At 63.5% G+C, this 25,037-nt stretch carries 23 protein-coding genes; 14 read left to right on the top strand and 9 right to left on the bottom strand.

Going from position 1 to position 25,037, the window contains the following annotated elements:
- Nucleotides 1-2 precede the first annotated feature (2 nt).
- A complete protein-coding gene (locus tag CIT39_RS24560; RefSeq protein WP_094972613.1) occupies nucleotides 3-566 on the top strand; it encodes a flavin reductase family protein in 564 nt (187 codons plus the stop codon).
- A gap of 25 nt (nucleotides 567-591) precedes the next feature.
- Here the strand turns inward: CIT39_RS24560 and CIT39_RS24555 are convergent, their stop codons facing one another.
- Nucleotides 592-1,500, bottom strand: a complete 909-nt coding sequence (locus CIT39_RS24555) for an NAD(P)-dependent oxidoreductase (protein ID WP_162308661.1) — start codon at nucleotides 1,498-1,500, stop codon at nucleotides 592-594.
- 168 nt (nucleotides 1,501-1,668) lie between these two features.
- Here CIT39_RS24555 and CIT39_RS24550 point away from each other — a divergent pair, with 168 nt between their 5' ends.
- The 6 genes from CIT39_RS24550 (at nucleotide 1,669) to CIT39_RS24525 (ending at nucleotide 8,023) form a co-directional block, all read left to right on the top strand.
- Entirely contained in the window at nucleotides 1,669-2,652 is a 984-nt protein-coding gene (locus tag CIT39_RS24550; protein WP_094972611.1) for an ABC transporter substrate-binding protein, read from the top strand.
- A 78-nt stretch (nucleotides 2,653-2,730) separates the two neighbouring features.
- Entirely contained in the window at nucleotides 2,731-4,425 is a 1,695-nt protein-coding gene (gene ilvD / locus CIT39_RS24545) for a dihydroxy-acid dehydratase (RefSeq protein ID WP_094972610.1), read from the top strand.
- A 122-nt stretch (nucleotides 4,426-4,547) separates the two neighbouring features.
- Nucleotides 4,548-5,393 (top strand): ABC transporter ATP-binding protein, encoded by an 846-nt coding sequence (locus tag CIT39_RS24540; protein WP_094972609.1) that lies wholly within the window; start codon nucleotides 4,548-4,550, stop codon nucleotides 5,391-5,393.
- A complete protein-coding gene (locus CIT39_RS24535) occupies nucleotides 5,390-6,175 on the top strand; it encodes an ABC transporter permease (RefSeq protein WP_162308660.1) in 786 nt (261 codons plus the stop codon). The genes CIT39_RS24540 and CIT39_RS24535 overlap by 4 nt, the downstream gene beginning before the upstream one ends.
- A complete protein-coding gene (locus tag CIT39_RS24530) occupies nucleotides 6,175-6,939 on the top strand; it encodes an ABC transporter permease (RefSeq protein ID WP_162848701.1) in 765 nt (254 codons plus the stop codon). Before CIT39_RS24535 ends, CIT39_RS24530 begins: the two co-directional genes overlap by 1 nt.
- Nucleotides 6,940-6,976: 37 nt before the next feature.
- The gene (locus CIT39_RS24525; protein ID WP_094972606.1) at nucleotides 6,977-8,023 is read left to right on the top strand and encodes a 2,5-dihydroxypyridine 5,6-dioxygenase NicX family protein; all 1,047 of its coding nucleotides are present in this window, start codon (nucleotides 6,977-6,979) and stop codon (nucleotides 8,021-8,023) included.
- On the opposite strand, the gene CIT39_RS24520 is transcribed toward CIT39_RS24525, so the two are convergent.
- Genes CIT39_RS24520 through CIT39_RS24500 form a run of 5 tightly spaced genes read right to left on the bottom strand, consistent with a single transcriptional unit; the run spans nucleotide 8,020 to nucleotide 13,745 of the window.
- On the bottom strand, nucleotides 8,020-9,012 hold the full coding sequence (locus CIT39_RS24520; protein WP_094972605.1) for a 3-hydroxybutyryl-CoA dehydrogenase: 993 nt from the start codon (nucleotides 9,010-9,012) through the stop codon (nucleotides 8,020-8,022). The genes CIT39_RS24525 and CIT39_RS24520 overlap by 4 nt on opposite strands.
- 3 nt (nucleotides 9,013-9,015) lie before the next feature.
- Nucleotides 9,016-10,104 carry an NAD/NADP-dependent octopine/nopaline dehydrogenase family protein gene (locus tag CIT39_RS24515; RefSeq protein ID WP_094972604.1) on the bottom strand — a complete coding sequence of 363 codons (1,089 nt, stop codon included), beginning with the start codon at nucleotides 10,102-10,104 and terminating at the stop codon, nucleotides 9,016-9,018.
- On the bottom strand, nucleotides 10,101-11,627 hold the full coding sequence (locus tag CIT39_RS24510; RefSeq protein ID WP_094972603.1) for a class I adenylate-forming enzyme family protein: 1,527 nt from the start codon (nucleotides 11,625-11,627) through the stop codon (nucleotides 10,101-10,103). The genes CIT39_RS24515 and CIT39_RS24510 overlap by 4 nt, the downstream gene beginning before the upstream one ends.
- A 2-nt stretch (nucleotides 11,628-11,629) precedes the next feature.
- A complete protein-coding gene (locus CIT39_RS24505; protein WP_094972602.1) occupies nucleotides 11,630-12,919 on the bottom strand; it encodes an acyl-CoA dehydrogenase family protein in 1,290 nt (429 codons plus the stop codon).
- Between the two features lie 10 nt (nucleotides 12,920-12,929).
- Complete coding sequence (locus CIT39_RS24500) at nucleotides 12,930-13,745, bottom strand: alpha/beta fold hydrolase (protein ID WP_094972601.1); 816 nt, start codon at nucleotides 13,743-13,745, stop codon at nucleotides 12,930-12,932.
- Between the two features lie 193 nt (nucleotides 13,746-13,938).
- Here CIT39_RS24500 and CIT39_RS24495 point away from each other — a divergent pair, with 193 nt between their 5' ends.
- The 4 genes from CIT39_RS24495 (at nucleotide 13,939) to CIT39_RS24480 (ending at nucleotide 19,338) form a co-directional block, all read left to right on the top strand.
- A complete protein-coding gene (locus CIT39_RS24495) occupies nucleotides 13,939-14,700 on the top strand; it encodes an SDR family NAD(P)-dependent oxidoreductase (protein ID WP_094972600.1) in 762 nt (253 codons plus the stop codon).
- A gap of 43 nt (nucleotides 14,701-14,743) precedes the next feature.
- Entirely contained in the window at nucleotides 14,744-15,580 is an 837-nt protein-coding gene (locus CIT39_RS24490; protein WP_094972599.1) for an enoyl-CoA hydratase family protein, read from the top strand.
- 100 nt (nucleotides 15,581-15,680) lie between these two features.
- Entirely contained in the window at nucleotides 15,681-18,032 is a 2,352-nt protein-coding gene (locus tag CIT39_RS24485; protein ID WP_094972598.1) for a bifunctional salicylyl-CoA 5-hydroxylase/oxidoreductase, read from the top strand.
- Between the two features lie 55 nt (nucleotides 18,033-18,087).
- Entirely contained in the window at nucleotides 18,088-19,338 is a 1,251-nt protein-coding gene (locus CIT39_RS24480) for a flavin-dependent oxidoreductase (protein ID WP_094972597.1), read from the top strand.
- 7 nt (nucleotides 19,339-19,345) lie between these two features.
- Here the strand turns inward: CIT39_RS24480 and CIT39_RS24475 are convergent, their stop codons facing one another.
- Nucleotides 19,346-19,801: a cupin domain-containing protein gene (locus tag CIT39_RS24475; protein ID WP_008555525.1), complete on the bottom strand. Its 456-nt coding sequence runs from the start codon at nucleotides 19,799-19,801 to the stop codon at nucleotides 19,346-19,348.
- 28 nt (nucleotides 19,802-19,829) lie between these two features.
- Nucleotides 19,830-21,002 (bottom strand): ABC transporter substrate-binding protein, encoded by a 1,173-nt coding sequence (locus CIT39_RS24470; RefSeq protein ID WP_094972596.1) that lies wholly within the window; start codon nucleotides 21,000-21,002, stop codon nucleotides 19,830-19,832.
- 252 nt (nucleotides 21,003-21,254) lie between these two features.
- Here CIT39_RS24470 and CIT39_RS24465 point away from each other — a divergent pair, with 252 nt between their 5' ends.
- The 3 genes from CIT39_RS24465 to CIT39_RS24455 all read left to right on the top strand — a co-directional run bounded on the left by CIT39_RS24465 (nucleotide 21,255) and on the right by CIT39_RS24455 (nucleotide 24,082).
- A complete protein-coding gene (locus CIT39_RS24465) occupies nucleotides 21,255-21,773 on the top strand; it encodes a MarR family winged helix-turn-helix transcriptional regulator (protein ID WP_162308659.1) in 519 nt (172 codons plus the stop codon).
- Nucleotides 21,774-21,910: 137 nt separating this feature from the next.
- A complete protein-coding gene (locus CIT39_RS24460) occupies nucleotides 21,911-23,602 on the top strand; it encodes a benzoate-CoA ligase family protein (RefSeq protein WP_094972595.1) in 1,692 nt (563 codons plus the stop codon).
- Nucleotides 23,603-23,623: 21 nt separating this feature from the next.
- Nucleotides 23,624-24,082, top strand: coding sequence for a RidA family protein (locus CIT39_RS24455; RefSeq protein ID WP_094972594.1), 459 nt, complete (start codon nucleotides 23,624-23,626; stop codon nucleotides 24,080-24,082).
- Between the two features lie 25 nt (nucleotides 24,083-24,107).
- Here the strand turns inward: CIT39_RS24455 and CIT39_RS24450 are convergent, their stop codons facing one another.
- Nucleotides 24,108-24,836: a CBS domain-containing protein gene (locus CIT39_RS24450; RefSeq protein WP_094972593.1), complete on the bottom strand. Its 729-nt coding sequence runs from the start codon at nucleotides 24,834-24,836 to the stop codon at nucleotides 24,108-24,110.
- Nucleotides 24,837-25,037: the final 201 nt, after the last annotated feature.

Raw genomic sequence — 25,037 nt, 5'->3', positions numbered from 1 at the left:
CGATGAATGACCTGCCGCAGCAGCCCGGCGCTCCCGATCCCGCCAACGAGTTCGCGAGCGACAGCTCTTCGATCGATCCTCGCGACTTTCGCAATGCGCTCGGAACCTATGCAACGGGCGTGACGATCATCACGGCCGCAGCGCCTGACGGCAAGCCCTACGGACTGACTTGCAATTCGTTCGCCTCCGTATCGCTGAACCCTCCGCTGGTCCTATGGAGCCTGGTCGTCTATTCCTCGAGTCTCACCATCTTCCAGAATGCCACCCATTTCACTGTCAACGTGCTTGGAGCTTCGCAACAGGCGCTTGCGACGAAATTTGCCAAGTCGTCGGACGACAAGTTCACGGGTGTGGACTGGACGCCGGGCCTCGGCGGAGCGCCGGTGCTTGCGGAGAGCGTCGCGAATTTTCAATGCCGCTCCGTGAATCGCTACTATGGCGGCGACCACGTGATCTTCCTCGGCGCGGTCGAGGCCTATACCTACGGTGCGAAGGAGCCGCTGCTCTTCGCGCGAGGGACATTCGGCCGCTTCCTCGCAGATGACAAGCGCAAGACGTCGCCTTGACGTGCCCCAGATCGCGCTCGACAGCTTAGCGCTCGGCCACTGAAAGCTTGTAAATCTCCAGCGCGTCCGCTTCCGCGCCGCGTGCGACCTTGGCCAGCCTGAAAAGCTGCCCCGCTAGCGAGGCCATCGGCACCGGCGTCGATGTCGCCTGCGCGACGTCGGCGACCGTATCGAGATCCTTGAGCATCGTGGCAATGTGACCGAGCGGGGGCGAGTGAATGCCTTGCACCATTCTCGGGACGAAAAGCTGAAGCGGGATCGAGTCCGCGAAGCCGCCGGCGAGCGCTTCGGGCAGGCGATTGGCGTCAATCCCCGCGTTGACGGCCAGGCGCGTGGCTTCTGCCAGCACGGCCATCGCGCATCCCACGATCACCTGATTGCAGAGTTTCGTGGTCTGGCCGGCGCCGGTCGGGCCCATGTGGGTGAACCTGCGCGCCATGGCCAGCACGTAGGGGCGTACCCTCTCGATCTCGTCTGCTTCTCCGCCGGCCATGATCGCAAGGGTGCCTTCCTCGGCGCCCTTCGTTCCGCCGGAAACCGGCGCATCGATCCAGCCGGCGCCATTGGCGGCTTTCAGTCGCTTTGCCAGATCGCGCGCGGCGTCGGGATGTATCGACGAGAAGTCGACGACAAGCTTGCCTGCGCCGGGCGCCGCTGCCAGCCCCTCAGGCCCGAAGATCACCTCCTCGACGGCCGCGGCATCCGTCACGCACATGAAGGCGATATCGACGTTCGTCAGGAGATCACGAGGCGTGGCTGCGCGCCTGGCTCCGGCCTCGGCGAGCGGGGCCACCTTGCGCTCCGAACGGTTCCAGACAGTGACCTGATAGCCGGCCTTGAGCAGGCGTCGCGTCATCGGCGTTCCCATCAGGCCAAGGCCGAGATAGCCGAGTCTCTCGACGTCTTGCGGGTTTGTCTTGCTCGCATCAGCCATAGGTTGCCTCCTTCTGTCGCAGCGCGACGCCGCTTTACCATACATTGCGCATCGGACGGCAAAACCGCTGGGCTCGCATGGCTTGCCTGATTGTTTGAACCATGAAAGATTTGAGCCCAGTCGGGGTTGGGTGGCGCTTGTCGGCGCCGGAGCAGCGGAGTGGGCACGATGCGAACCGTTTCGAGATGGATCCTGGCTTTGGGGGCGGTGGCGGCGGTGAGCGCCGGGGCAAGCCCGTCAAGGGCGCAGCAGACGATCCGCGTCGGCTGGACGATCCCGGCCGAGGAATCCAAGTACTGGATGATGCGCAGGCCGGCCGAATTCCCCAATATCGGCAAGGCCTACAATATCGAATGGACCCAATTCCAGGGCACTGCGCCGATGACGCAGGCCTTGGCAGCCGGCGCGCTGGACTGCGCGACGCAGGCGCCGCTGTCGCTCGCCAATGGTGTGGTCGGCGGCAATCTCAAGGCCTACATCGTAGCCCAGCACGTGTTCGAGAAGCCCGGTGGCTTCTCGGTCTACTGGGCCGTCATGAATGACTCGCCCATCAAGACGATCGCTGATCTCAAGGGCAAGACGGTCGGCATCTCCGTGATCGGCGGCGGCACGCAAGGCCCGTTCAACCTGCTCCTGAAGCAGAATGGTGTCGATCCAGCCAAGGATATCAAGCTGGTCGAGGTCGGCTTCGCCGTGTCCGAGGATGCGCTGCGCCAGGGCCGCGTCGATGCGGTCAATATGAACCAGCCGTTCGCCGCGCGGGCGGAGGCAAAGGGCGGCACAAGGAAGCTCTTCTCGCTGTCCCAGGCCATGCCGAACATCGTGCACATCCTGGAAGCCTGCCGCGCCGATTTCGTCGACAAGAACCCGGAATTGGTCAACGCCTATGTCCGCGATATTACCTCTGGCATGAAGAAGGCTCTGGCGAACCGCGAGGAGACTCTCAAGGTCGTCAACGAAGTGCTGAAGGCGCCCATCCCGGTGCTCGAGACCTACCTGCTCAAGGACAACGATTTCGGCCGTGATCCAGGTGCGGCGCCGAACTTCCCGGCAATCCAGAAGATGCTGGACATCTACGCCGAGACCGGAATGCTGCCGAAACTGGATGTCGCGCAGTTCAAGCATCCGACGATCGTCGCGCCGCTGCAATAGGCGGCCAGGCGGATGATCCGAACCAGTGCTCGCGGCGTCCCCGGGTAATCCGGGACGAGGCACGAAGAAGATGCACGTATGAAGAAGTTGCGATCACGAGTCACGACAGACGGCCTCGACCGGGCCCCGCACCGCGCGTTCATGCGCGCCATGGGGCTCGACGACGCCGCGATCGCCAAGCCGATGGTGGGCGTCGTCAGCATGAAGGGCGAGCAGACGCCCTGCAACATGACTCACGATTTTCAGGTGGCCGCGGCCAAGACGGGTATCGAGGAGGCCGGCGGCACGCCGCGTGAATTTTCGACCGTGTCGGTTTCTGACGGCATCAGCATGAACCATGAGGGAATGAAGTTCTCGTTGTTTTCGCGTGAACTGATCGCCGACTCGATCGAGGCGGTCATCCACGGTCTGGCCTACGATGCGCTGATCGGATACGGCGGATGCGACAAGACGTTGCCTGGCGTGATGATGGGCATGGTTCGCTGCAATGTGCCCTCCATCTTCATCTACGGCGGCAGCTCGCTGCCGGGCCGCGTGGATGGGCGCACGCTGACGGTGCTCGATTCCTATGAGGCTGTCGGCAGCTTCATGACCGGTGAGATCGACGGCGCCACGCTCGAGCGGATCGAGCGTGCCTGCTTGCCGACGATCGGCGCGTGTGCCGGCCAGTTCACCGCCAACACAATGGGAATGGTCTCCGAGGCGATGGGGTTGACGATTCCCAACGTCTCGATGGTGCCTGGTGTCTATGCCGAGCGTGCGCAGATATCGCGACGCGCTGGACGCCTGATCATGGAGATGCTGGCCCGCGGCGGACCATTGCCTCGCGACATCGTGACGCGGAAGTCCCTCGAGAATGGCGCGGCGATCGTGGCGGCGACGGGGGGCTCTACCAACGCCGCGCTACATCTGCCGGCCATCGCGAACGAGGCCGGCATCGCATTCACGATCGACGATGTGGGCGAGGTCTTTGCCCGGACGCCGCTGATCGGGAATCTGCGGCCCGGGGGCAAGTACACCGCGAAGGACGTCTACGACATCGGAGGTGCGGCGGTCGTGATCCGTGAGCTGATCCAGAGCGGGCATATCGACGGCGGTTGCCTGTCCATTACCGGCCGCACACTTGCCGAAGAATATAGCGGGGCCCGCGCACCCGATGGAGAAGTTGTGTATGCAGCCCGCGCGCCGATCATGCCTGACGGCGGCGTGGCGGTGCTGAAGGGAAATCTCTGTCCTGACGGTGCGGTGATCAAGGTCGCAGGTTTGAAGAGTCAGTTCTTCGAAGGCGTGGCGCGCGTTTTCGAGGATGAGGAGGCTTGCGTCAAAGCGGTTCGTGACCGTAGCTACAAGGCGGGCGAGGTTCTCGTGATCCGCAATGAAGGGCCGGTCGGTGGCCCCGGCATGCGTGAGATGCTCGGCGTTACCGCGCTGATCTACGGACAGGGTATGGGCGAAAAGGTGGCGCTGATCACCGACGGCCGGTTCTCCGGCGCGACCCGTGGCATGTGCATCGGCTACGTGGCCCCCGAGGCATTTGTCGGCGGTCCGCTCGCGCTCGTTCGCGACGGCGACAGGATTCGGATCGATGCCGGAAACCGGCAGATGGACGTCCTGCTCGATGAGCAGGAGCTCGCCGCGCGGCGACGAGATTGGAAGCAGCGTCCGCCGCGCCACCGTGCGGGTGCGCTTGCCAAGTATGCGCGACTGGTCGGGCAGGCGCCGGGCGGAGCCGTGACGCATGAAGGCCCGGCAGAATGGCCGTGGTTCGAATGACGCACCGCACGGGTGCGAAAACGACCGCCTGTCTGGCAGGCTTCTTGCTAAGCTCGAGCGGCTGACGGAGGACGTTCAGCAGGTTCGGCGGCAATGTTCGCGCGAGTGAGGCGAGAGACGGGATGACGGTAGTGCCTGCGAGATCGAGCAAATGGGTGAGACCGGTGACATCACCAGAGCCGGCTTCTGCGATTATCGAGATCGATCGCGTCTCGCAGGTCTTTCAGACTTCGGCGCGCAAGAATCATGTGGCGCTTTCGGACATCTCGCTGACGATCGAGGAGGGCGCCTTCGTTTCCATCCTTGGGCCGTCCGGCTGTGGCAAGTCGACACTGCTTTATATCGTCGGCGGTTTCGTCAGCCCAACCAGCGGCTCGGCGAAGATCAAGGGACATGCGATCACGGGGCCCGGTCCGGATCGCGGACCGGTGTTCCAGGAGTTTGCGCTTTTCCCCTGGAAGACCGTGCTGGGCAATGTGATGTACGGCCCGCGTCAGCAGGGCGTGCGCGCCGCCGAGGCGGAAGCGCAGAGCCGGGCCTTGATCGAGATGGTTGGCCTCGAGGGCTACGAGAACTTCTACCCCAAGGAATTGTCGGGCGGTATGAAGCAACGCGTGGCGCTGGCGCGGACACTTGCCTACCATCCCGAAGTGCTATTGATGGACGAGCCGTTCGGCGCGCTCGACGCGCACACGAGGACGCGCCTGCAGAACGACCTTCTCAACATCTGGGAGCGCGACCGCAAGACGGTGCTGTTCGTCACCCACTCGGTGGACGAAGCCGTCTTTCTCTCGGATAAAATCGTGATGATGTCGAAATCACCCGGCCGCATCCGCGAGGTTATCGACATTGATCTACCACGGCCGCGTCGCCGCAACGAGCTGTTGCTCGATCCGAGCTATCAGAAATACGTCGTCGATATCGAGCGCATGTTCGATGAAAGCGACGAAGTCGGGCCTGCCTCGTGATGTCGCCGGCCGCCTTGCTCAGACGGGTCGCCCCGGTACTGGCCTGCATCGGGTTGCTGGCAGTGTGGCAGATTGCATCCCTAGCGCTCAAGAACGACAGCTTCCCGACGGCAACTGAGGCGATCCGGGCAATTCCGGATATTCTCGGCGACAGGGAATCCCTGATCAACATCCTCGCGTCGCTTCGCCGGATGGCGCTCGGGTTCGGTGTGGCGGTGCTGGTTTCGATTCCGCTGGGCCTGTTAATGGGACGCAGCCGGGGCGTCGCGGCCTTTTTCAATCCGCTTCTGATGGTGATTTATCCGGTGCCGAAGGCCGCCTTGATGCCGATCATCATGCTTTGGCTGGGCGTCGGCGATGTTACCAAGACATTGGTGATCTTCCTGGGCGTCAGCCTCCCCGTGATCTATCACAGCTTCGAGGGCGCCAAGGCTGTTGAAGAGAAGATGCTGTGGTCGGGTGCTGCGATGGGGCTTTCGCCCGCACAACGCCTGGTGCGGATCGTGTTGCCCGCAGCGCTGCCGGAGATCCTGACCGGCTGCCGCACGGGGCTGGTGCTGGCGCTGATCACGATGATCACCAGTGAGATGATCGCCCGCCAGTCCGGCGCCGGCAACATTCTGTTCAATGCGCTCGACATGGGCCAGTACGACACCGTCTTTGCTATGATCATCATCGTGGGGGCGATGGGAATTTGCCTCGACGCAATTTTTGAAAGGGTTCGTGCCAGACTCGTGCGTTGGTCCGAACCTCAGTTCGACATGCCGCTGAGCTTCTCGTGATGTCGCGCCTTCTCTCCGCAAACGTCCTACTTGGGATTGCCCCGATCGCGCTGGTCATCGCCTTATGGCAAGGCCTGGTGTCATTTGGCTTCGCGCCCGCGGTCTTGCTGCCGCCGCCGGGCTTCGTCTTCAGCCGGCTGCTCCAGCAGCTCGTGACGTGGACGTTTCAGCAGGAGATCGCGGCAACCCTGATCCGGCTGTTTGCAGGGTTCGCGATTGCGGTCGTGCTGGGTGTCAGCATCGGCATTGCCGCCGCCGCAAATCCGGCGATCAATGCCGTGGTTCGGCCGATCGTCCGCGTATTGGCCCCGCTGCCCAAGGTTGCGCTCTATCCGGCACTCCTGCTTTTGCTCGGCTTCGGCCACGGGTCGAAGATCACATTGGTGGCTGCGGACGCACTCTTTCCCATTCTGCTCTCGACCTATTATGGTGCCTCGACCGTCGAACAAAAGCTGATCTGGTCGGCGATGGCAGCGGGAACGCCACGCTACGAAATCCTCTTCAAGGTGGTGCTGCCGGCGGCGATGCCGTCGATCCTGACTGGCTGCCGGATCGGGCTTGTCATTTCCTGCATCGTGGTGTTTCTGGCCGAGATGATCACGTCGACGGACGGATTGGGGCATGCGCTCGTGACCGCGGCGCGGACTTTTCAAGCCGTCGACATGTTCGTGCCTCTGATCACGATCTCGCTGCTGGGCCTGATCCTGAATGGCCTGCTCGGGGCGCTGCGCTCATACTTGCTGCGGGGCTTTCCCGAGGCCTGAACTGACCAAGAAGAAACCGGAAGACCGGGAGTGAACCATGCTGGCTGATCGCATTGAGGCAAAATGGATCGACGCATTCTGCGAGATCTTTGAACGCTGCGCCGTCAAGTCCGGCGATACCGCGGCGATCCTCTCCGAAACCCAGTCGCGTGCGCTGAACGTGCATCTGGCGGAGCTTGCGCTGCTGCGCATGGGCGCGCGGCCGTTTCACGTGGTAATGCCGACACCGCGGAACCGGCATATCGTTCCGGTTCGCTCGACGGGGGCGAGCGAGGCGATCCAGAAGCTTGGTCCGGTCATCAGTGCGCTTCAGCAGGCTGGTTTCGTGGTGGACTGCACCATCGAGGGCTTGATGCACGCGGTGGAGACGCCGGAGATCCTCAAGGCCGGCGCGCGGATCCTGGTGATCTCCAACGAACATCCCGAGGCGCTGGAGCGGATGGTGCCGGATACAGCGCTCGAGAAGCGCGTTCGGGCGGCGGCCAAGATGCTGCGCGGGACCAAGCGAATGCGGGTGACCTCGAAGGCTGGCACCGCGCTCGATGTCGATATGGTCGGTGCGTCCACGGTCGGTGTATGGGGCTGGACCGACAAGCCCGGCACGCTGGCGCATTGGCCCGGTGGAATCGTCGTCAGCTTCCCCAAAAGCGGGACGATCAACGGAACGCTGGTGATGGCGCCAGGCGACATCAACCTGACCTTCAAGCGCTATCTGACGTCGCCGGTGACGATGACCTTGAAAGACGACTATGTCGTCGAACTCGAAGGCGAAGGCACGGACGCCGCAATGATGCGTGCCTATCTTGCGGCTTGGGGCGATCGCGAGGCCTATGCGGTCTCGCATGTCGGTTTCGGCATGAACCCGGGTGCGCGTTATGAAGCGCTGTCGATGTACGACCAGCGCGACACCAATGGCACGGAGATCCGAGCCGTCTCCGGTAATTTCCTGTTCTCGACCGGCGCCAACGAATTCGCCGGCCGCTACACGGCGGGGCATTTCGATCTGCCGATGATGGGAACGACGATCGAGCTCGATGGCGTTGCCGTGGTCCGGGGAGGCGTGCTCCAGGACGTATTCGGCTAAACGCGGTCGAGCACGGGTGGGCGAGCCAGGTCGAAGTGGCGCAGCAGGTCCACCATGGCCTGAAGCCGTTTTACGCGATAGGCATCGACGTCCATGCCCGAATAGTCGAGAAAGCCGGCGCCCGTGCGCAAGCCGATCCGGCCTTCATGCATGTTGCGTGAGATGACGTCCGGCGCGCGATAGCGGTCGCTGCCGAGCGCGCCTTCGAGATAGCGGCTGGCATAGTACAAGATGTCGCCACCACCCCAGTCGATGAACTCGAGCAGTCCGAGCACGGCATAGCGGAAGCCGAAGCCATAGCGGATCGCTTTGTCGATCTCCTCGGGACTGGCGACGCCTTCCTCGACCATGCGCGCGGCCTCGTTCATCGCCAGCGCCTGGATGCGTGGAACGATGAAGCCGGGTGTGGCGGCGCAGACCACGGGTACCTTGCCGATGCCTTCGAGCAGCGTCTTGACGTCCTCGACGATGGCGGGGTCGGTGGCTCGGCCGGGCGAAACCTCGACCAGCGGGATCAGATAGGCCGGGTTGAGCCAGTGCACGTTGAGAAAGCGGCGGGGGTTCACGATCGCGCCGGATAGATCGTCGACGAGGATGGTAGATGTCGTCGAGGCGATGATTGTATCCGGACCGACCTGCTTTGAAGCCGCCCCGAGCACCTCCCGCTTGAGTTCGACGACCTCGGGAACGCCCTCGAAGACCATACCGGCCCTGGAGAGGGCTGCCCCGCTCTGGCTGGCGGGCACCACCGAGACGCGCGCGACGAGCGGGTCAACATCCGCTTCGGTCAGCAATCCCAGCTTCGACAGGCTGGCAAAGGTCTTGCCGACTTCGCCCAGCGCGTCCGCCTCCAGCTTGGCGAACTCCTCCGCGGAGCGCGCCTTGACGTCGATCATCGTAACCTTGTGCCCAGCGTAGGCGAACGCGACCGCGATGCCGCGCCCCATGCGGCCAGCCCCCAGACAGACGATGTTGGCGCGATTGGTCATCGATCAGAATCCATTGCGAAGCACCGTCTGCAATTCGGCCTTGCTGAGATTGTCGAGCCCCAGCGTCTCGAGCGTTCGGCCACCTTGCGCAAAATCCTCGCCGCAAATCGCGCCGCCGATCGACAGGAACGCTTTGGCGAGCGGCGTGGCCACGCCAGCCAGGCCGGCAACCGACACCAGCAGCGACAGCCCAAGCCGGAGGTCTTCTCGCATGTAACGGTGCTCCGTCAGCACGATCCGCTCGCGCCAGTCGCCTGATTCGGTCAGCCGGTCATGCGAGCCGCGACCATACATCCAGATCTCGCCTTCCTTCGCATAGTGATGAGCGAGCGGGAAATGCGGTGCGCGGTAACCGAGCGCTTCGCGCACGGCGATCCGCTCGGCGTCAAGTGCGTCGGTCACCCGGCGGATCGCGGCCTGGGTGCCTTCCTTGTGAATGTCCCAGCGCTCGAAATGCTCGATTGGACCTGCATTCATCACGATCAGCGGTGGATGAATGATCGGGCCGGCATTCATCAACGCCCCGGACAGCGCGTCTCCGCACGGCTCGATCGCGTCGGGGAAAGCGCGTCCGATCACGTCAAGCGCGTGCGGTGCGTGATCGAGCGGGAACACCCCGACCGGAAGCCGTTTGGCGCGGATGGTGATCGCGACCTCGAACGGTCCGTGCTTGCGGGTCAGCCACGGCAGCGTGCCGGTTTCGGCAAAGCTTGCCTTGGCCTGGTTGCCGGCGTCCCGCGCAGCTTGCGCGAAGATCATCGAGCCGAATGTCGCCGGCGGCAGGAATACGACCTGACCGTCCCGCAGATGCGGGGCGAGCAGGCGAGCGATATCGGTTTGCGCGAAGGCAGGAGCGGGGCACAAGATCAGCTCCGTGCCGTTGACGGCCTCGGCGATATCGGTCGTGACCAGCGCGAGCTTCACGTCGTGGCGGCCGTTGTGATCCCTCACCAGGATGCGCGAGCCGGCAGCGCGATGCGCCGTGACCTGACCGGCATCGCGGCGCCAGAGCCGCACCTCATGCCCCGACAGCGCAAAATCGCCAGCGGCCGCGAAAGAGCCGTTTCCCCCACCCAGAACCGCAATCTTCAAGATGCTTCTCCTTGCGCGCGGGACTGCGCATCGAGTTGCCTCAGCAGGAAATGCTGGACCTTTCCCAGCGCCGTGCGCGGCAGGTCGGTGACGAAGATAATGTCGCGCGGCACCTTGTAGCGCGCGAGTTGCACCTGGATGTGCGTTCTGAGTTCGTCCGCTTCGAGCCGGCAGCCGGATCGGGGGATCACATAGGCGATCGGCACCTCGTCCCACCGCGGGTCCGGCCGGCCGATCACGGCGCATTCGCTGACGTCGGGATGTTCGAGCAGGACGCGCTCGACCTCTGCCGGGTAGACGTTTTCCCCGCCTGAAATGATCATGTTCTTCTTGCGGTCGCGGACCCAGAAATAGCCGTCGGCGTCGCACAGGCCGATATCGCCGGTGCGATACCAGCCGTCGTGCAACGCATCGCGCGTTGCGGCCTCGTTGCCCCAATATTCGAAGAACACATTGGGTCCGCGCACCGCGATTTCGCCCGGCGTGCCAGCCGGCACCTCATTGCTGGAATGATCGACCACCTTCGCTTCGCAGCACAGGCCAGCAAGCCCGGTCGATCCCGCCCGCGAAAGGTCACCGCCGAGCCGTGTGTAGACGGCGATCGGGCAGGTTTCCGTCGAGCCGTAAACCTGAAGCACCGGGACATCGCGCGCGACGAAACGCTCGATCAGATGCGAGGGTACGATGGTCGAGCCTGTCGCGACGGCCTTGAGTGACGAGAGATCGGCCGCCGCCCAGGCAGGATGCTCGCTCACGGCCTGGATGATCGCAGGTACCATGACCGTGAGCGTCGGCCGCTCGTGCTCAATGGCCGCGAGCGCGGTGTCCGGCGCGAAGCGGGCGTGGATTGTGACAGTTGCGCCCAACTGAAGCGCCGGCGTTGTCTGGATGTTGAGGCCGCCGACGTGGAAAAATGGCAGCACGGTCAGCACGTGGTCGTCGGACGTCATGTTATGCATGTGCTGGCTCATGACGCCGTTCCAGAATAGCGCCTCCTGGCGCAGCACCGCGCCTTTCGGCCGCCCGGTTGTCCCCGATGTGTAGACGATCAGAAGCGGGCAGGAGAGATCGGTGTGTGGATTTCGGCTGCTGCCGTCGCTGCGCGCCAGCAGGCCTTCGAATGTCGTGCCATGAGGCGGCGTGAAGCCAAGGCCGACAACGGATGTCCCCGGCGCTAGCTCGGGGAGAACGCCCTCGAATGCCTGCTCGAGCACCAGCACCTTGGCGCCCGCATCGGCGAGGATGAAGAGTTGCTCGGCGACCGCGAGCCTCCAGTTCAGCGGCACGAGCATCGCACCCAGCCGTGCGCATGCGTAGAGCAGGACCAGATAGTCCGGCCGGTTCAGGCTGAGGATGGCAACGCGGTCGCCGCGGCCGACGCCGAGCTCCTGCTTCAATGCCGTCGCGGTGCGTTCGATGCGTGCGGCGAACGCGGCATAGCTGAGCCGCTCTTCCTCGAAGGCAATGGCCGTTTTGTCTGGCGAAAACGCCGCGTTGCGGTCGATCAGACTGCAGAGGTCCACCGTCAGTCGTCCGTCTCGCCGGTCTCGTACAGCGCCTCGCGTCCGATCCGGTCGAGGCACAATTCGGCAGTCCAGGGCAGCATCAGCGAGCCGCAGCGGCTGTCGCGGTAGATCCGCTCCAGCGGCAGCGAGCGAAGCATGGCCTGGCCGCCGCAGGTGCGGATCGCGAGCGCGGCGAGCTCGTTGGCGCCCTCCATCACCGAATATTGCGCGGCATAGGCGCGCAGCACCTGTTCCTTGCTCGGATTGGCGCAGGCCTCGGTGACGGCCTGGAACCAGATCGCCTTGATCTGCTCCAGCTTGATCTGCATCTGCGCGACCGCGATCTGCTTAGTCGGATACATCCGACGCTTGACCGGCGGCATTCCCGGCACTTCGCCGCGCAAATAACGTACGGTGAAGTCATAGGCGGCTTGCGCCAGGCCCATATAGGTCGGCGACAACGTCAGGAACATGTGCGGCCAGCGCATCGCGGCCTGGAAATAGACGCCGCGGGGCATCAGCGCAGAATCGTCCGGCACGAACACATCCTTGAACAGCAACGTGCGTGAAACCGTGCCGCGCATGCCGAGCGGGTCCCAGTCGCCGACGACCGAGACGCCTTCGGATTTGGCCGAGATGGCGAGATAAAGCGTGTTGCGGCGCGACGCCTTCTCGCCTTCCTCGATCTCGGTGCAGAGCACGCCGTAATAGTCGGCATGACCGGAGAGCGAAGCAAAGATTTTCTTGCCGCTGACGATCCAGCCGCCTTCCACGGGTTTTGCTTCCGTGCCGAACGCGACGCCGCCGGCGGCGGCCGCACCACCCTCCGAGAAGGGCTGCGAATAGATCGCGCCGTCATCGACGATGCGCTTATAGTGGACCGCACGACGCCGCTCGTGCTCCGCGCGGGTCTCGGCGTCCATGTCGAGATCGTCGGCGAGCGGGCCAGACCACAGGGTCGAGCACACGTGCATGTTCCACGTCAGCGCGGTTGCGCCGCAATAGCGGCCGATCTCGGCCGCCGCCAGCGCATAGGTCTGGTAGTTCGCGCCGAGCCCGCCGTGTTTCCTCGGAACGGCGATGCCGAGCAGGCCGACGCGATGCAGGTCGCGATAATTCTCGACCGGAAAGGCCGCCTCGCGATCGTAAGTGGCGGCGCGACCGGCGAACACGCTCTGGCCGATCTCCCTTGCCCGTGTGATGATGCCGGCCTGCTCGTCGCTCAAGCGGAATGCAACGGGATCGAAGATCGGAGCGTCCAGCGCGACCTTGTCAGTCGTGCCGATAGTCTTGCTGACTTGCATGGTCATTGCAGTCACCTTACGCTTTGGTCGCGAGAGAGTTCAGGAACTTGCCAAGGGCTTCGTCGAAGGCGTCGGGGCGTTCAAGGTTGGCGAGATGGCCGACGCCGGCGAGCTCGACATATTCAGCCCCAGGAATGTACGTTGCCGTCTTCGCCATCATGGGCGCGGGCGCATTGTTGTCCTTGGATCCCGACAGCAGTAACGTAGGGACGGAAATATTCCCGAGCGTGCTGCGCTGATCGAAGCCGATGAGAGCCAGCATCATGGCGCGATAGCTCGCCTCCGGCACGCTTCCCATGCATTCGCGTGCAAGTTCCATCCCGTTCGGATCGGGATCGTCGCCGACGAGCTCCTTCACCAGTGAAGGCGCCAGCGACTTCATCGTCTCGCCGCGATCGAGCGGCCCGAGCCGCGCCGCGATGAACGATTTTTGCCAGTCGCCGTCAGCCTTGCCGAAGGCCGGACTGGTTTGTGCCAGCACGACGGCCTGTGCCAGCTCTGGAGACCGCACCAGCCACTTCTGCACGATCATGCCGCCGATCGAGTGACCGACCAGGATGGGTCTGGCTGCGCCGAGTTGTTCGATGAATTGCTGGAGCGCCTCCGCCAGGGCAGCGATGCTGACGCTGGCGAGCGGCGCCGATCTGCCGTAGCCCGGCATATCCCATGCGACTGTGCGGAAGCGGTCGCTGAACGTGGCGAGTTGCCGCCGCCAGGCCCGCGCTGCGCCACCGATGCCATGCAGGAAGATCAGAGGTGTCGCGTTCGGATTGCCCGCGGCTTCATAGGCGAAGCGTCCGTCCCTTGTTATCTTTGGCGCAGGCTGCGACACGCGACATCCTTTGGATTGGCCCTTTGATGCTAACAGGCCTGTGGGGGATGGGAAGTGATAATTTTATACTTAAAGCAATTTTCGGGCCGCGCTCTCGGGTGACGTTCGCGGCGGCGATCGCCGCTTTCGTTGCAAAAATTTGAAGGTTAAAATATATCGGAAGAACGATCACGAGATCTCAGGGAGCCAGCGCATGTCCGGATTGCCGCACTCGCCGCACGCGCTGGTGACAGGTGGCGGTCGCGGCATTGGCCGCGCGATCGCGGCATCTCTCGTCAGTGCCGGCGCCACCGTAACCGTGCTTGGCCGGAATGCGGCGACTCTCGCAGAGGCGGTCGATTCCGGCGCCGCGCATTTCGCGGCCGTCGCCGATGTTTCGGACGAAGCGTCGTTGAAGGCCGCCATTGCCGAGGCGAGCGCGCGGCAGCCGATTGATATCCTCATTGCCAATGCAGGCAGCGCCGAATCCGCGCCATTCGCGAAGTCGGACGCCGCCCTTTTTGCGCGCATGATGGATGTCAATTTCATGGGCGTGGTCCACGCCATCCGTGCTGTGCTGCCGGGCATGAAGGATCGTCCCTATGGCCGTATCGTCGCGGTCGCCTCGACCGCGGGCCTGAAAGGCTATGCCTACGTCAGCGCGTACAGCGCGGCCAAGCACGCCGTGATCGGCCTGGTGCGTTCCCTTGCCCTCGAGATGGCCGTAAGCAACGTCACCGTGAACGCGGTGTGTCCCGGCTTCACCGACACCGATCTCGTCGCTGGCAGCATCGAGAACATCATGAACAAGACAGGGCGTAGCCGCGAACAGGCAATCGCAGAGCTCTCCAAGCACAATCCGCAAGGGCGCCTGATCACGCCTCAGGAAGTGGCAGACGCAGTTCTCTGGTTGTGCGGCGAGGGTGCCGGCGCGATCACCGGGCAGGCGATTGCCGTGGCCGGGGGCGAGGTCTAGCGTGCATGGCGCAGGCGCGGAACAAGGAAGCCAAGGAGATCGCATGAGCAGGCCAGCAAATCCCGTCACCATTCCGCTCGCGGACTATTCGCCGCAGCACTTCCTGCTGGCGGTGGTCGACGGTGTCGCGACCGTCACGCTCAACCGGCCGGAGCGAAAGAATCCGCTGACGTTCGAAAGCTATCGGGAGTTGACCGATCTCTTCCGCGCTTGCGCGTTCGACGACGAGGTCAAATCCATCGTCGTCACCGGCGCCGGCGGCAATTTCTCGTCCGGTGGCGACGTGTTCGAGATCATCGGCCCGCTGGTGAAGATGGACACCAAGGGGCTCACGGCCTTCACCCGGATGACGGGCGATCTCGTCAAGGCGATGCGCGCGTGCCCGCAGCCGATCATAGCCGCGGTCGAGGGCATCTGTGCCGGGGCCGGTGCGATCGTCGCGATGGCATCCGACATGCGCCTCGCGGCGAGCGGGACCAAGGTGGCGTTCCTGTTCAACAAGGTGGGGCTGGCTGGCTGCGACATGGGCGCCTGCGCGATCCTGCCGCGGATCATCGGACAGTCCCGCGCCTCCGAGTTGCTCTACACCGGCCGGTTCATGACCGCGGAGGAAGGCGAACGCTGGGGCTTTTTCAGCCGCATCGTCACGCCGGAGCAGGTGCTACCCCAGGCGCAACTGCTGGCAAAGCAGATCGCGGAAGGGCCGACCTTCGCCAACACCATGACCAAGCGGATGCTGGCGATGGAATGGGCCATGTCGGTGGAGGAGGCGATCGAGGCGGAAGCCGTTGCCCAGGCCCTGTGCATGACCACGACCGATTTCGAGCGCGCCTTCGAGGCCTTCGCCAACAAGGTCAAGCCGGTATTCAGGGGCGACTAGACGGCGTCTTTGTCCGACGCCGGGCCAGCAACGGGGACTTGCGCGAAATTATTTTAGGCTTAAAATAGTTTTGTGGCCGGGTGAACTTGGCGAGGCTCCCATGAAAGTCGCGATCATCGGTGGCGGACCTGCGGGTCTCTACGCTGCGATCCTGCTCAAGAAGCAGCGCCCGGGCGCCGACATCACGGTGTATGAGCGCAATCGGGCCGACGACACCTTCGGCTTCGGCGTGGTGTTCTCGGATGCCACGCTGGACAATTTTGAGAAACACGATCCGCCGAGCTATCGTCGCATCACCCAGGAGTTCGCGTACTGGGACGACATCGCCGTGCATTTCCGCGGCACCGTCCACCGGGTCGGCGGTAACGGCTTTTGCGGATGCTCCCGAAGCAAGTTGCTCCTGATCCTCCAGGAGCGGGCCCGGGAGCTTGGCGTCGTCCTGCACTTCGAGGTGGACATCGACGACGAATCCCGGTTCGCAGATGCCGATCTCGTCTTGATTGCCGACGGAATCAACAGCCGCTTCCGCGAGAAATACGTCGATCACTTTCAGCCGGAGATCGACCTCCGCTCCAACAAGTTCGCCTGGATGGGCTCGACCAGGCCGCTCGATGCCTTCACCTTCATCTTCCAGGAGACCGAGTGGGGGCCGTTCATCGCCCACGCCTATCAGTATGAAGCCGGACACTCGACCTGGATCTTCGAGACCGATCCGGAGACGTTCGAGCGGGCCGGCCTGACGGGTCTGGACGAGACGCAATCCGCTGCGCGAATGGCCGAGATTTTCGGCTGGTTCCTCGGTGGTCACAAGCTGCTCACCAACCGTTCGATGTGGCGCAATTTCCCGATGATCCGCAGCAAGCGCTGGGTCAAGGACAACATGGTGCTGCTCGGCGATGCCAAGGCGAGCGCGCATTTTTCGATCGGCTCCGGCACCAAGCTCGCGATGGAAGACGCGATTGCCCTGGCCGAGGCGATGCAGAATGCGCCGAGCACCGAGGCAGCGCTCGATCTCTATGAGCACGGCCGCCGTGAGGAAGTCGAGAAGACGCAGCACGCTGCCGACGTCTCGCTGGTCTGGTTCGAGCATGTCGACCGCTTCTGGGATTTCGATCCCGTGCAGTTTGCCTTCGGCGTGATGACACGCTCGAAGGCAATCACCTATGACAATCTGAAGCTCCGCGCGCCGGATTTCGTTGCGGAAGTCGAGAAGTCGTTTGCCAAGCAGGTTCGCGACAGCGGCTTTGACGTCGATATCTCAAAGCCGGTGGTGCCGCTGTTCCAGCCATTCCGACTGCGGGAGATGGAGGTCGCAAATCGCGCGGTGATGTCGCCGATGTGCATGTACTCGGCGAAGGAGGGCGTGCCGACTGATTTCCATCTGGTGCATTACGGATCGCGTGCGATCGGCGGTGCCGGCCTGATCTTCACGGAGATGACCTGCGTCAGCCGTGATGCCCGCATCACGCCGGGCTGCGCCGGTTTGTGGAATGACGAGCAGGAGGCCGCCTGGCGGCGCATCGTGGATTTCGTCCACGGCAACTCGGCTGCAAGGATCTGCCTCCAGCTCGGGCACGCCGGTCGCAAGGGCGCGACCAGGCTGATGTGGGATGGTATGGATCGCCCGCTGGATGCGGGTGGCTGGGATGTCGTCTCGGCGTCGCCGCTGCCCTATTTTCCCGACAGTCAGGTGCCGCGCGAGCTCGATCGCGCCGGCATGAATGCGGTGAGGGAGTCTTTCATCGCGGCGGCCGAGCGCGGCGAACGCTGCGGTTTCGACATGCTCGAGCTGCATTGTGCCCATGGCTATCTGCTTGCGAGCTTCATCTCGCCGCTGACGAACACCCGTACGGACGAGTATGGCGGCTCGCTCGAAAACCGTCTGCGTTTCCCGCTCGAGATCTTCGAAGCGCTGCGATTGGCGTGGCCGCCGCACAAGCCGATGTCGGTACGCATTTCCGCGACCGACTGGGCTGACGGCGGCATCACCGGCGACGATGCGGTGGCGATTGCGCGCGCCTTCGCCGAGGCCGGCGTCGATCTCGTCGACGTCTCGACCGGGCAGACCGTTCGCGATGCGCAGCCGATCTACGGGCGCATGTTCCAGACGCCGTTCTCGGACCAGGTCCGCAACGAGGCCCGCGTGGCCACGATGTGCGTCGGCAACATCACGACGGCCGACCAGGCCAACACCATTCTGGCCGCCGGCCGGGCAGACCTCGTCGCCCTTGGCCGGCCGCATCTGGTCGATCCCTTCTTCACCATCAAGGCGGCGGCCTGGTACGGGGCAACGGACGCGTTCTGCCCGCCGCAATATCTGCCCGGAATGGATCAGATTTTCCGCAACAGCGTCCGCGACCGTCAGGATCTTGAGGAGCTACGCATTAAGGCTAAGCCCAAGACACGGGCCGAGCTCAAGGCGGAGGCGACAAAGCCGCTTGCGGCGGAGTAACCGCCCGTGCGACGTTAACCTCATTGCCTCAAGTGTTTCGAGTGGAGTAAGGGCGATGAAGGCGATTATCGTCGGTGGCGGTATCGGTGGTCTCACCACGGCGTTGATGCTGCGGTCACGCGGCCTCGACTGCGAGATCTTCGAGCAGGCGGACACCATTCGGGAGCTCGGTGTCGGCATCAACACGCTGCCGCATGCCATGCGCGAGCTTGCCGGCCTTGGCCTACTCCAGAAGCTCGACGACGTCGCTGTTCGAACCGATCAGCTCTATTACCTCAACCGTCACGGCCAGGAGGTCTGGCGCGAAGCCCGCGGCATCGACGCCGGTCACGACGTGCCGCAATTCTCGATTCATCGCGGCCGGCTTCAGGGCGTCATCCATCGCGCCGTGGAGGAGCGGCTCGGGCATGAGGCGATCCACACCGGCTGCCGGCTTGGTGCGTTCACGCAGGACGAGGGCGGCGTCACAGCCTATTTCTTCGACCGGGCCGGCGCGCATGTCCACACTGCGCGCGGCGACATTCTGATCGGCGCCGATGGCATCCATTCCCGCGTCCGCGACACGCTGTTCCCGAACGAGGGGCCGCCGTGCTGGAACGGCCTGATGTTGTGGCGCGGTGCGCGCGACTGGCCGTTGTTCCTCACCGGTAAATCGATGATCGTGGCCGGTGGCCTCAATGCCAAGGTGGTGATCTATCCGATCGCGGAGGGATCGAGCCCGGCGAGCCGCCTGACCAATTGGGCCGTGCTGGTGAAGGTAGGCGAGGGCAATGCGCCGCCACCGCGCAAGGAAGACTGGTCGCGGCCGGGTCGCCGCGAGGAGCTGATGCCGCATGTCGCCCGCTTCTCCGTGCCGTATGTCGACGTGAAGAGCCTGATCTCGGCGACGCCCGAATTCTACGAATATCCGACCTGCGACCGCGATCCCTTGCCGTACTGGTCGTCCGGACGCGTCACACTGCTCGGCGACGCCGCGCATCCCATGTATCCGGTTGGGTCCAATGGCGCGTCACAGGCGATCCTCGATGCGCGCTGCCTTGCTGATGCGCTGGTGCGCGCCGAGCATCCAAGCCAGGCGCTGCTCGAATACGAGAAGAAGCGCCTGCCGATGACGGCCGATATCGTCCGCTCCAACCGGCGCGGCGGTCCCGAGGGCGTCATCGACGCTGTCGAGCAGCTTGCACCCGACGGCTTCGATAATGTCGACAACGTGCTCAGCTATTCCCAGCGCGAGGCCATCGTGCGCGGCTACGCCACCAAGGCCGGTTTCGCCGCCGTGCCGGGGCTTGCAGCGGTGCGTGGCTAACGCGCGGCTAGCCGCCGGGAGGCGGCGGCAGGAAGTGGATGTTGAACTCGGCCGCCATCGCCACCACGTCTTCCGGCTTCTGTTCCTTCATGTTGTGAAGGCCCCAGAACAGGTCGAACAGCTTTTTGGTCGGGGAGACCCAGAATAGCACTTTTGCGGTCTGCTCCGACTTGTTGAAGATGCCGTGCGGCACGCCCATGCCGAGCCGGATAAGGTCGCCCGCGGTCGCCTGCGATTCCGAATTGCCGAGCATGAAGTCGAGCTTGCCCTCCAGCATATAGAGATACTCGTCCTGGTCGGGATGAATGTGCGGCGGCACGAACGTGCCCGGGGGCAAGGTCGCGTGCCAGGAGAAACTGTGCTCGGTCTTGCTCTTCGGCACATAGGTCTGGCCCAGGATGTTCCAGGAAATGCCCTGGATGCCCTCATTGGCTCGTGTGATGCCGGTGATTTCGCTGCTCATTGAAGTCCTCCCGTAACCCGTCGCGGCTTTAGTTCGCCGCCTTGCAGTCCTTGGCGTAGCGGTCGCCGTAATTCTCGAACACCTTCTGGACGATCTCGGTCTGGAACTTGCCGTCCGGACGCTTGGCGACCTTGGTCAGATAAAAATTCTGTATCGGATAGCCGTTGGTGTTGAACTTGAAGGCGCCGCGCAGCGAGGTGAAATCAGCCTTCTTCAGCGCGGCCCCCACAGCATCCTTGTTCGACAGATCGCCCTTCACGGCCTTGATTGCACTGTCGATCAGCATCGCGGCGTCGTAGGCCTGGAAGGCGTAGGTGCCGGGCACGACGTTATAGGCGGCCTCGTAGGACGCGACGAATTTCTTGTTCTGGGGATTGTCGAGATTGGGCGCCCAGTTGGCGCCGCCAAACATGCCGACGGCCGCGTCCTGCTGCGCTGGCAAGGTCGATTCATCCACCGTGAACGCTGAGAGCACCGGAATGCTGTCGGCGAGGCCGGCCTGCCGGTACTGCTTGACGAGGTTGACGCCGAGACCGCCCGGCATGAACGTGAAGAGCGCATCGGGTTTCTGCGAGGAGATCTTGGACAGCTCCGGCTGGAAGTCCAGCGTGTTCAGCGGCATGTAGGATTCCTCGACGATCTCGCCCTTGTAGTCGAGCTTGAAGCCCGCCACCGAATCCTTGCCGGCCTGATAGTTCGGCACCATCAGGTACATGCGCTTGTAGCCGCGATCCTGCGCGACCTTGCCGAGGATCTCGTGCACCTGATCGTTTTGATACGAGGTCACATAGAAGAACGGGTTGCAGTCCTTGCCGGCAAAGGTCGAGGGGCCCGCGTTGGGGCTGATCAGGAAGGTCTTCGATTCCGTCACGGGCCGGTGGATCGCCTGCAGGATGTTGGAGAAGATCGGGCCGATCACGAAGTCGACCTTGTCGCGTTCGAGCAGTCCCTTGACTTTGGTCACCGCTGCGTCCGGCTTCAGTTCGTCATCGACCACGACGACCTCGACGTCGCGGCCGCCCATCTTGCTGCCGAGGTCCTTGACCGCGAGCGCAAAGCCGTCGCGAACCTGCTGACCAAGCGCTGCGGCCGGTCCCGACAGGGTCACGATCACGCCGAGCTTGATCTTCTCCTGGGCCAGTGCAGGGGTCATTGCGGTGCCGAGCAGCAAGGCTGCGGCCAAGGTCGATTGCATTCTCATGATCTGTCCCCCGTGACATCAGGGCTTGCGTAGCAAGCCGCGTACTCTGATCCAAGCTTATGCCGATGATGGCGGCCGCGGCAAGCAGAGCTCAATGTGTCGCCATCCCGCGCGTAGCGGCGCATGCAAGCAGCGCGCCAATTATTTGAAGCCTAAAGAAATTGGCGTGCGATCGATTGTTGCAGCTTTGGACTTGCGGCCGGCTCCAATTTATTTGAAGCTCAAAACGTTGGGGAATCCGTGCCGGCGCCAATGCCCGCCGAGAGTGACTGCACCGCGATGCTCGATTCCGAGACCAAGGCCGTCGAAACGCCGGAGGACCACGCCGACGAGCTTCGGCTGTGGTTGCGCCTCCTGACCTGCACGACGCTCATCGAAGGCGAGGTCCGCGGCCGGTTGCGGCAGCGGTTCGACGTCACGCTGCCCCGCTTCGATCTGATGGCGCAGCTCGACAAGGCGCCCGACGGCATGACGCTGTCCGATGTCTCCAAGCGGATGATGGTGTCGAACGGCAACGTCACCGGTCTCGTCGAGCGCCTCGTGGAGTCCGGCCATCTCGACCGTCGGACCTCGGAGACGGATCGCCGAGTCCAGGTGATCCGCCTCACGAAACTCGGTCGCGCCGAGTTCCGCAAGATGGCCGCGGAGCACGAGACCTGGATCGCCGATCTGTTCGTCGACCTCTCGCCGAAGGACGTGCGCGAATTGATGCGGCTGCTCGCCAAGACCAAGGCGTCGGCGCAGAAATCGGCCGCGCGCCGCCGGACGTAAGAACGGCGCCCCAATCCCTTCTGCCGCTGGAAAAAGCATGGGATGCCCAAAATCCGCTATTGCGTCGAATTGTTTTAAGCCTAAAATGTTTTCCAGATCGTGCTGCCGGGTGCAATCCATGCTGAAAGGAGCGTGCGATGGCCAACGCCGCCAAGGTTCAAGTGACGGGCTCGCATGACGGCAACGCCGCGACGGCCCATGTCGATATTTTTGCGCGGCAGCATCTGCCGCCACGCGAGCTGTGGCCCGAGTTCATCTTCACGCGGCCGGAGCTGAACTATCCGCCGCGATTGAATTGCGTCAGTTATTTCCTCGATCGCTGGGTCGAGCAGGGACATGGCGAGGCACCCTGCGTCATCAGCCCCGCCGTCAGCTACACCTATCGCGAGTTGCAAGCGCTGGTGAATCGCATTGCCAACGTGCTGGTCGGCAAGCTCGGGCTTGTTCCCGGCGGTCGCGTGCTGCTGCGCTCGGCCAACAATCCGATGATGGTTGCGACCTATCTCGCAGTGATCAAGGCCGGCGGCATCGTGGTGGCGACGATGCCGCTGCTGCGCGCCAAGGAGTTGTCCTATCCGATCCAGAAGGCGGAGATCACGCTGGCGCTGTGCGACGGCAAGCTCGCCGAGGAAATGGAGAAGGCAAGAGCCGCGGCCCCCGGTCTCAAGCACGTGGTCTATTGGGGCAATGGCGCCGCCGACGCGCTCGAGGCGCTGATCGCCGATGCGAGCCCGGAGTTCAGGGCCGTCGATACGGCCGCCGACGACATCTGCCTGATCGCCTTCACGTCGGGCACGACAGGCGATCCCAAGGGCACCATGCATTTCCACCGCGACATGCTCGCTGTGTGTGACGGTTATGCGCGCAACATCCTGCGTGCCGAGCAGAACGACCGTTTCGTCGGCTCGGCACCGCTTGCCTTCACCTTCGGCTTCGGCGGCGTGCTGTTTCCGATGCATATCGGTGCCTCCTTTGTCGTGCTGGAGAAGACGACGCCGGACGAAATCCTGACGGCGATCGAGCAATACAAGACCACGGTCTGTTTCACAGCGCCGACGGCATACCGCGCGATGATCGGCAAGCTTTCGGGGCGCGACATCTCCTCGCTTCGAAAGTGCGTCTCCGCCGGCGAGACCCTGCCCAAGCCGACATTCGACGCCTGGCTCAAGGCCACCGGCATCAAGCTGATGGACGGCATAGGCTCGACCGAGCTGCTGCACATCTTCATCAGTGCGACCGAGGAGGAGATCCGCCCCGGTGCGACGGGCAAGCCCGTGCCGGGCTATGAGGCCAAGATCGTCGACGATGACGGCCATGATTTGCCGCCGGGAACGATGGGGAAGCTTGCGGTGCGCGGGCCGACCGGATGCCGCTATCTCGCCGACGAGCGACAGCGCAAATACGTCCAGAACGGTTGGAACATCACCGGCGACACCTATCTGATGGATGGCGATGGCTACTTCTGGTACCAGTCCCGCTCCGACGACATGATCGTATCGGCCGGCTACAATATCGCGGGCACCGATGTCGAGGCGGCGCTGCTCACGCATCCGGCGGTCGCCGAGTGCGGCGTGGTCGGCGCACCCGACGAAGCGCGCGGCATGATCGTAAAGGCCTATGTCATTGCGGCGCCCGGCGTGACGGCGGATGCACAACTGATGGCCGAGCTGCAGGAGCATGTCAAACGCGAGATCGCGCCCTACAAATATCCGCGGGCGATCGAGTTCGTGACGCAACTGCCGAAGACCGAGACCGGAAAACTGAAGCGCTTTGCCCTGCGGCAACTGGCGCAGGCCGCGGCGACGTCCTCAGGCGTCGCGGCGGAATAAGAGAAGGATGACGAATTGTCCGTGACGACGCCGAAAGGCCCGCAGCTCGCAGTGCTGCCGACAGCAGCCGAGGATGACACTCGTTCGCGGGTGCAGGTGCTCCAGCCGTCGGGGTGGCCGATGCCGAAGGGCTATGCCAATGGCATGGCCGCTGAGGGGCTCATCGTCGTCACCGGCGGGGTGATCGGCTGGGATGCGCAGGAGCATCTTGCCGACGGCTTTGTCGCGCAGGTGCGTCAGACCCTGAGCAACATCGCCGCGATCCTGACTGAGGCCGGCGCGCGGCCCGAGCATCTCGTGCGGTTGACCTGGTACGTCGTCGACATGGACGAGTACCTGTCCAACCTGAAGGAGCTCGGCAAGATCTACCGTACCATCTTCGGCGCACACTATCCGGCGATGGCGCTGGTGCAGGTGGTGCGCCTGGTGGAAAAGGCGGCACGCGTCGAGATCGAGGCCACCGCCGTCATTCCACGCTGAATCGCACTGGCTCCAGCTGGCCTTGTCAGCTCGCTTTGGCGAGATCGTCGTCCTCGGGCGAGTTCAGATAGATGCCCGACATGGTGTCGACCCAGCACAGATGGTCGTGCACCTTCTTCACGCCCTCTACGTTCTCCGCGGCGACCATGGCGGCCTGCCGCGTGCGCTCTTCGGTGATGACGCCGCTGAGGTGAACGATGCCGTCGCGGACGATGACGTTCAGCCCGAACGGGCACCAGTCGTTCTTCTCCATGGTATCGATGATGCGGCTGCGAATGTGATCGTCGTCCGCCGTCGGATCACGCACTTCGCGGGCGAGCCCTGCCACCGCCTGCAGCAGATTGGCGCGCGACACGATCCCAACCACCTTGTCGCCGCGCACCACCGGCAGCCGCTTCACGTTGTTCCGCTCCATGAGATCGACGATCTCGGCAAGCGCGGTGTCCTCCGTGATGGTCACGACCGAGGCGGTCATCACCTCCGCGACCTTGCGGCCGTGCTCATGGACGAAATCACTGGCCGACTTGCCCGGACCGAGAATGAACCGCAGCCAACGACCGCGCTTGCGCCCGGTGCCGATTTCGCTGCGGCGAATGAAATCTCCTTCGGAAACGACGCCGACCAGCTTGCCGGTATCGTCGACCACCGTGAGACCACTGACGTGCCGTTTCAGCATGATGTTTGCCGCCTCGACGATGCTGGTGTCGGGGGTAACCGAAATGACCGACCGGGTCATGATCTGGTGGGCGCGCATGGCAGTCTCCGCTGGCCTGTTGAATATCGATGTGCGAAACTAGCTCAGGTATCGAGGTGCAGTTTGACCCAGGTCAATCGGACGAAGCCCGCCCATCCCGATTAAGCAAACGTGATCTGCGGCCGGATTTGATGCAGCTCAACCCCGATGCGAAGCTTGGCCATATCCTGTCGAACTAGAACAGCCGACAGGAAGATTGAG

Origin of the sequence: Bradyrhizobium symbiodeficiens (assembly GCF_002266465.3) — a bacterium.
GTDB lineage: Bacteria > Pseudomonadota > Alphaproteobacteria > Rhizobiales > Xanthobacteraceae > Bradyrhizobium > Bradyrhizobium symbiodeficiens.
Note: the sequence above shows the minus strand (reverse complement) of the source record. Positions and strands in the feature narration are given on the sequence as shown.

Coding starts and splice junctions, on each gene's coding strand:
- CIT39_RS24560 (WP_094972613.1), top strand. CDS start 3: ATGAATGACCTGCCGCAGCAGCCCGGCGCTCCCGATCCCGCCAACGAG.
- CIT39_RS24555 (WP_162308661.1), bottom strand. CDS start 1,500: ATGGCTGATGCGAGCAAGACAAACCCGCAAGACGTCGAGAGACTCGGC.
- CIT39_RS24550 (WP_094972611.1), top strand. CDS start 1,669: ATGCGAACCGTTTCGAGATGGATCCTGGCTTTGGGGGCGGTGGCGGCG.
- ilvD (WP_094972610.1), top strand. CDS start 2,731: ATGAAGAAGTTGCGATCACGAGTCACGACAGACGGCCTCGACCGGGCC.
- CIT39_RS24540 (WP_094972609.1), top strand. CDS start 4,548: ATGACGGTAGTGCCTGCGAGATCGAGCAAATGGGTGAGACCGGTGACA.
- CIT39_RS24530 (WP_162848701.1), top strand. CDS start 6,175: ATGTCGCGCCTTCTCTCCGCAAACGTCCTACTTGGGATTGCCCCGATC.
- CIT39_RS24525 (WP_094972606.1), top strand. CDS start 6,977: ATGCTGGCTGATCGCATTGAGGCAAAATGGATCGACGCATTCTGCGAG.
- CIT39_RS24520 (WP_094972605.1), bottom strand. CDS start 9,012: ATGACCAATCGCGCCAACATCGTCTGTCTGGGGGCTGGCCGCATGGGG.
- CIT39_RS24505 (WP_094972602.1), bottom strand. CDS start 12,919: ATGACCATGCAAGTCAGCAAGACTATCGGCACGACTGACAAGGTCGCG.
- CIT39_RS24495 (WP_094972600.1), top strand. CDS start 13,939: ATGTCCGGATTGCCGCACTCGCCGCACGCGCTGGTGACAGGTGGCGGT.
- CIT39_RS24490 (WP_094972599.1), top strand. CDS start 14,744: ATGAGCAGGCCAGCAAATCCCGTCACCATTCCGCTCGCGGACTATTCG.
- CIT39_RS24485 (WP_094972598.1), top strand. CDS start 15,681: ATGAAAGTCGCGATCATCGGTGGCGGACCTGCGGGTCTCTACGCTGCG.
- CIT39_RS24480 (WP_094972597.1), top strand. CDS start 18,088: ATGAAGGCGATTATCGTCGGTGGCGGTATCGGTGGTCTCACCACGGCG.
- CIT39_RS24475 (WP_008555525.1), bottom strand. CDS start 19,801: ATGAGCAGCGAAATCACCGGCATCACACGAGCCAATGAGGGCATCCAG.
- CIT39_RS24470 (WP_094972596.1), bottom strand. CDS start 21,002: ATGAGAATGCAATCGACCTTGGCCGCAGCCTTGCTGCTCGGCACCGCA.
- CIT39_RS24465 (WP_162308659.1), top strand. CDS start 21,255: ATGCCCGCCGAGAGTGACTGCACCGCGATGCTCGATTCCGAGACCAAG.
- CIT39_RS24460 (WP_094972595.1), top strand. CDS start 21,911: ATGGCCAACGCCGCCAAGGTTCAAGTGACGGGCTCGCATGACGGCAAC.
- CIT39_RS24450 (WP_094972593.1), bottom strand. CDS start 24,836: ATGCGCGCCCACCAGATCATGACCCGGTCGGTCATTTCGGTTACCCCC.